Origin of the sequence: Streptomyces sp. NPDC048142 (assembly GCF_043202835.1) — a bacterium.
Lineage (GTDB): Bacteria > Actinomycetota > Actinomycetes > Streptomycetales > Streptomycetaceae > Streptomyces.
Window position 1 is genome coordinate 110,343 of sequence record NZ_JBIDBC010000025.1, and the last position, 6,207, is coordinate 116,549.

A 6,207-nucleotide genomic window follows, 5' to 3' on the forward strand; every position below is an offset into this window, starting at 1 on the left:
AAGGGGCGAGTCCCGGCAGGCAGACAAAGAAAGAACATTTTATCGGCACGGCCCCGTGCCGTGCTCCGGCGGCGGTCCCCGGGACCGAAGGTTCCGTTCATGCCGCGGCCATCGCAGCCCCTCCGGGCGTTGGCGGGCCGCTGTCACTCTCTGCGTGTCCGCACACTCCCAACGTGAGGAGTCCCCGTGTTCGTCCGCACCGCAACCGCTTCCAGTACGGCCGCCGCCCTGCTCGGCGGCGGCGTCCTGCTGCTGCCCGCCGACCGGCCCGAGGCTCCGGAGCGGCAGACGGCCCCGGTCGTCGTGGCCCACCGGGGCGCATCGGGCTACGCGCCGGAGAACACCCTCGCCGCCGTCGACGCCGCGGACGCCCTCGGCATCGACTGGGTCGAGAGCGATGTCCACCGCACCCGCGACGGCGTGCTCGTCGTGCTGCACGACACCAGCCTGAAGCGCACGACCGACGTCGAGCAGGTCTTCCCCGACCGGGCGCCGTGGGCGGTCAAGGACCTCACCGCGGCGGAGCTGGCGAAGCTCGACGCGGGCAGCTGGTTCGGAACGCAGTTCACCGGGGCCCGGGTGCCGACGCTCACCCAGTTCCTGCACCGTCTGGAGCGCAACCGGCAGAAGCTGCTCCTGGAGATCAAGAGCCCGGCGACCTACCCGGGCATCGAGCGGGACATCATCCGGGTGCTGGGGCGGTCGGGGTGGCTGGACCGCGCCCACGTACGGGACCGGCTGGTCGTCCAGAGCTTCGGCGCCGCCAGCGTGAAGAAGGTGCACACCCTGCGCCCCGACGTCACGACCGGCTTCCTGGGCACCCCGGCGGTGGCCGACCTGCCCTCGTACGCGGCGTTCACCGATCAGATCAACCCCTCGTACGCGACGATCGGCGCCGACTACGTGGCGGCCGTCCAGCGGCTCAAGGGCCCGCACGGCAAGCGTCTGCGGGTGAACACATGGACGGTCAACAAGGCGGCGGACGCGGTGAGGGCCCGTGACTACGGGGTCGACGGCATCATCACCAACTTCCCCGACGTGGTGCGCGACGCGACGAGCTGACGCGGCAGGGGCGGCAGGGGCGGGCCCGGCGGATCTTCCCGCCGACGGGCCCGCCGCTGTCAGTGACGGGTCGTACGGTGGTCGGCATGAACAACTACGGAATCGGTGACGAGCCGACCGTCGAGTGGTCCGTCGTGGACAGCGGCATCGGCCCGCTGCTGCTCGCCGCGACCGGGGCCGGTCTGGTGAGCGTGTCCTTCCACGCCCGCCCCGCCGTACGGGACGCGATGCTCGACCGGTTGCGGACCCGGTTCGGCACGGAGCCGGTGGAGGCGCCCGGCTCGGTGCGGCTCGCCGAGCCCATACGCAGGCTCGCGGCGTATTTCGCGGGCGAGCGACAGGATTTTCACCTCGATCTGGACTGGTCGCTGACCTCGGGGTTCCATCGGGAGGTTCTCCGCGAGCTGGCGTCCGGGGTGCCCTATGGGACGGTCGTCGGGTACGGGGAGCTGGCCGCGCGGGTCGGCCGGCCGGAGGGGGCGCAGGCGGTGGGGGCGGCCATGGGGGCGAACCCGCTGCCGGTGGTGGTGCCGTGTCACCGGGTGGTGGAGAGCGACGGCGGCCTGGGCGGGTTCGGCGGCGGTCTGGAGACCAAGCGGCAACTGCTGGCGCTGGAGGGGATCCTGCCGCAGCCGCTGTTCTAGGGGCGTGGCGTCTGTCGATCTGGCGTTCCAGGGGGGTGCTGTCTGTAGATCCTGCCGGGGCACGCGGACATGGCCTGATCGGCAGTGCACCTCTGGCCGGTGCGTCGCGTCGCCGCGGCCTGTTCACCCGTCCGGGTGCACAGCGGCAGCCGAGCGGTGGCGCACCGCGCCGGTGACGCCTCTTCTCCCCTTCTCCTCAAGTCACGGACGCAGGCCTGCCTGCTCTCCAGCGCCGGACATCGGCCGTGCTCCTCGTCAGCCAGGTACTCGGCGGTTGGTGGGGCGGAGCGGCGGCCGGAGTGATGCGTCGCCCAGTGGGGGTACAGCCCCCTGAACGCGATCGGTGCCGCTCTGCTGCCGCCGGTCGCCGCGCACGCCCTGCGCCGGGGCCCGCGGCGGCCGGAAGCGGTCAGCGGCTGACGCACCGCAGGACCGCCGCCGGAGCAGGGGTCACGGCGGAGCAGGAGCGGGAGCGGGAGTCACAGCGACTGCCACTGCCGCAGCCGCAGCCGTCAGAGGCTGATGTGGTAGGCCTTGCGGAGCGTCTCGTGAACGGTCCAGGTCGTCCGGTCGCCCTCCCGCAGGACGCAGGCGTCCCCCGGGCCGATCTCCAGCGTCGCCCCGCCCTCGACCGCGACCGTCGCCCGGCCGCTGACGACCACGAACAGCTCGTTCGCCTCGGTGTCGGTGACCACGCCGGGCGTGATCTGCCAGATCCCCCGGGTCTGCTTGCCGTCGGCCGATTCCCACAGCACCTTGCCCGTCACCACGGGATCGCCCGAGACGATCTGCGCCGGATCGAGGGGTTCCGGAACAAGCTCGGCGTCCGGTATGCGCACGGCGAAGGAGGCGGGGGCCTGGTCATTTGTCGTCATGCCCGGTCACCTTAGCGACCACTTCCGGCCGACCCGTGACCAGGACCCGCCACCGGACGTCCGCCCGGGGTTTGCACCCCTCCCGCCCGCGACAGGGATGGGGCATGCCTCAGAACCCACCGGCCCAGCGTCCCGCGGAGACCAAGAACCCGACGAGGGAGAACCCGGAGGCGAAGACCCCGGAGACGAACTCCTACGAGCCGGTGCTCTCGGCGGAGGTGCGCACCGCCCTGAGCGCCGGTCCGCCCGTCGTGGCGCTGGAGTCGACGATCATCGCGCACGGTCTGCCGCGCCCCCGCAACCTCTCCGTGGCCCTGGAGCTGGAGCGGCTCGTCCGGTCCGCCGGTGCTGTCCCGGCCACCGTCGCCGTTCTGGACGGTCGGGCCCATGTCGGTCTGAGTGAGGACCAGTTGGAGCGGATTGCCGGGGATCCGGCGGTACGCAAACTGGGGCACCGCGATCTCGCCCCGGCGCTCGCCGCCAAGGCGAGCGGGGCGACCACGGTGTCCGCGACGGCGTTCCTGGCGGCGTGGGCGGGCGTCGGCGTCTTCGCGACGGGCGGGCTCGGTGGCGTACACCGGGGATGGGTCGATGATCAGGACGAGTCGGCCGATCTGCGGCTGCTCGCCCGCACCGGGATCACCGTGGTCTGCGCGGGGGTGAAGTCGGTCCTCGACGTCCCGGCGACCCTCCAGCGGCTGGAGACCCTCGGCGTCGGCATCGTCGGTTACGGCACGGAGCACTTCCCCGGCTTCTACCTCAGCAGCTCCGGCGAACCCGTCGACTGGACGGTGCACAGCCCCGAGGAGGTGGTGGAGGTGATCCGGGCGAAGGAAGCGCTGGGCGGCCCGGCGGCCGCGCTGATCGTCGCCAACCCCGTACCGGAAAAGGATCAGCTGGATCCGGCGCTGCACGACCGGGTGCTGGCGGAGGCGCTGGACGCGTGCCGGGAGCGTGGTATCTCGGGACAGGGCGTGACGCCGTTTCTGCTGGACCAGCTGATGCGGCGGACCGGGGGCGCGTCGCTGGAGGCGAACCTCGCGGCCGTGCGCGGAAACGTGGCTCTGGCGGCGCGGATCGCCGTCGCGGCGGCCGGAGCCCGGTGAACCGTCCGGCGGCGGGCGCAGGGCTGTTGGTCGTGGGTGACGTGGTCACGGACGTGGTGGCGCGATACGGATCGGCGCTCGCGCACGGTACGGACACGGCGGCCCGGATCCGTACCCTCCCGGGCGGAGCGGGGGCCAACGTCGCCTGCTGGGCGGTGCGTTCGGGCTGTCCGGACGTCCGGCTGCTGGCCAGGGCGGGGGCGGATTCCGCCGACTGGCATCGTCAGGCGCTGGAGCGGGCGGGGGTGCGGGCGTTCCTGACGGTGGACGACGCGCTTCCGACGGGGACCGTCATCGCCCTGGTCGACGCGGCGGCCGAGCGGACGTTCCTGACCGACGGCGGGGCGGTGCTGCGGCTCGCCTCTGCTGGTAGTTCCTGCTATCAGAAGTTGCGCAATAGGCGAGGCAAAGGCGGCTCGATATGCCCGAGCCCTCGTACCCCCAGCGTTCCTTCGCCCACAGGGGTGGGCTGGGGCGCGCGTACCTGGCGTGCACGCACCACCAACACGCTTCCGCGCGCTCCGCATGCGCCCCAGTCAGGAGGCGTCCTCACCGTTGATCATGAGGGGCCGCCCAGCCGGGTTGATGGCGAACAGCTTCGGCCCGTACCGGTGTTCGGGCGCGTCCTTGAGCCCCTGCCATCTCCCGCGTCGGGATACACGCGCTTTCGTCTGGACTCAACCGGGAGATGATCTTGACTATCCGACTGCGACTGCCGTTCCCGGCCGTCGCCCTGGCCGCGGCCCTTCTCACCGCACTGGCCACCGTCCCGCTCACGGCCACCAACGCGCGGGCAGCAGCCCCGATCTGCATCAGCGGCACGCTCCAGTACGACTACCAGTCCGCAGAGGACGGAACGGCCAAGCCCACCCGCACCAAGCCGCTCCGCAACGCCACCGTCGAGCTGTGGGGCGCCGAGAAGAGCACCGACTCACCGCAAGCACTCAACGTCGTGGGCCTCACCGCTGTGAGCGACGGCAGCTACAACCTCTGCTACACGCCCACCACGACCACCTCGCTGAGCACCGTCTGGGTGAAGGTCTGGGCCACCAGCAACAACCTGTGGCGGGTCTTCGACACCAACAACCAGTACATCGCCTGGCAGCTGCCGGCGCTCTCCAACGTCACCGACAACAGGAACACCGGAACGGCCAAGGCCCCGGCGTCCACGGCCCGGGCCTGGCACGCCTTCGACACCCTCAACCTCCTGTGGTGGTCCAGAGGCAACCCCGCAAGCTACTGCTGGTCCTCCCACGAGACGAACAACAGCAACTGCACCCCGCTCACGGTCAGATGGCACGACCAGGCCACCGGCGGATCCTGGTACAGCGACTCCACCAACACCGTCAACCTCGTCGGCCCGGACGCCGACTCCGAGCACTACATCCTGCATGAGGGCGCCCACTTCCTCCAGCACCGCACGTTCAACGGACCCATGCCCTCCAGCCTCATCTGCGACAGCCACTCCATCCCGAACGTGAGCACCGAAGGCTGCGCGTGGTCGGAGGGCTTCGCCAACGCCGCCGCCGCCTATCTGCTCGGCGACTCCCGCTTCGTCCACAGCAACGGAAGCAGCACCAGCTTCACGTACGGCGACGGATGGGGCGTCGGTGACAAGGTCGAGGGCAACGTCGCCGGTTCCCTCCTCGCCCTCTGGCGTACCGTCGACACCAACTGGAACGGGAGCATCGCTGCGATGACCGCGCAGAAGCCCCTGACCTTCTCCGATTACTTCAACACCACCCGCCCGGGCGCGAACCCGCCCCTGCCCACCGGCAGCACCGCGGTCGGCAAGCTGAACCCGCACACCATCGACTACGGGCCCACCATCGCCGGCGACGGCAAGTACCACAGCCTCACCAACGGCAGCGCACTGGTACTCGAACGCATGGGCGGATGCGCCAACCAAACCAGCGCGACCGCCGGCCTCAACACCTCCGACACCACCCGAGGCTGGCAGCGCTGGAAGGTCGAGGCCAACACCGACGGCACCGTGCGGATCACTGACGGCTGCGCCCAGCCGCTCACCCTTACCGCCCCCTCCGGCAGCGGCGGCGTCGGCACGGTCACGCTCAAGCCCTACAACCCCGCCGACAGCTACCAGAAGTGGAAGATCACCAAGAGTAACGGAACACTGAAGATCAGCACTGCGCAGACGGGCCTGACCCTCGACCGGGAGGGCGCCACCCCGGGCTCCAAAGTGATGGTCACGTGGTCCAACAGCTCGAATCCGCAGTCCTGGGCCCCCCTCGACTGAGCAACTCCGCCGTCCCCGTCGATGCCCGAAACCGGGCCGACGGGGGCGGCGCTGGGCGCGGACTTCACCCGGGCGAGTCCCCGTACCTGAGGCCGCTGCCCAGAGCATTCCTGATCTGCAAATCTCCCGCTTGCCGGGGGGCGGACGGCGGGAATTTGAAGGCGAGCCCTAGGGAGCGTATTGAGTCGTGATCATGTGGCTCGGGTGAGGTCTTTGATCCAGATCATGGAGGCCCGGAGGTGGAGTCCGGCCTGGTAGCTCTC

At 70.7% G+C, this 6,207-nt stretch carries 5 protein-coding genes and 1 pseudogene; 5 read left to right on the top strand and 1 reads right to left on the bottom strand.

The genetic code is table 11. From position 1 onward, the window contains the following. The first annotated feature begins 186 nt into the window (after positions 1-186). Positions 187-1,062 (top strand): glycerophosphodiester phosphodiesterase family protein, encoded by an 876-nt coding sequence (locus tag ACGF2Y_RS27080; protein WP_392952460.1) that lies wholly within the window; start codon positions 187-189, stop codon positions 1,060-1,062. Positions 1,063-1,148: 86 nt separating this feature from the next. Then, the gene (locus ACGF2Y_RS27085; protein ID WP_392952463.1) at positions 1,149-1,706 is read left to right on the top strand and encodes a methylated-DNA--[protein]-cysteine S-methyltransferase; all 558 of its coding nucleotides are present in this window, start codon (positions 1,149-1,151) and stop codon (positions 1,704-1,706) included. Between the two features lie 512 nt (positions 1,707-2,218). Here ACGF2Y_RS27085 and ACGF2Y_RS27090 read toward each other — a convergent pair. Beyond that, positions 2,219-2,581, bottom strand: coding sequence for a cupin domain-containing protein (locus ACGF2Y_RS27090; protein WP_392952466.1), 363 nt, complete (start codon positions 2,579-2,581; stop codon positions 2,219-2,221). Between the two features lie 104 nt (positions 2,582-2,685). Here ACGF2Y_RS27090 and ACGF2Y_RS27095 point away from each other — a divergent pair, with 104 nt between their 5' ends. From ACGF2Y_RS27095 to ACGF2Y_RS27105, 3 genes and pseudogenes are all read left to right on the top strand, one after another. After that, positions 2,686-3,687 (top strand): pseudouridine-5'-phosphate glycosidase, encoded by a 1,002-nt coding sequence (locus ACGF2Y_RS27095; RefSeq protein ID WP_392952469.1) that lies wholly within the window; start codon positions 2,686-2,688, stop codon positions 3,685-3,687. Next, positions 3,684-4,049: pseudogene (locus ACGF2Y_RS27100) on the top strand (PfkB family carbohydrate kinase); the annotation flags it as partial. The gene ACGF2Y_RS27095 and the pseudogene ACGF2Y_RS27100, both read left to right, overlap by 4 nt. Before the next feature lie 332 nt (positions 4,050-4,381). Continuing rightward, the gene (locus tag ACGF2Y_RS27105) at positions 4,382-5,944 is read left to right on the top strand and encodes a ricin-type beta-trefoil lectin domain protein (protein ID WP_392952472.1); all 1,563 of its coding nucleotides are present in this window, start codon (positions 4,382-4,384) and stop codon (positions 5,942-5,944) included. Positions 5,945-6,207 lie beyond the last annotated feature (263 nt).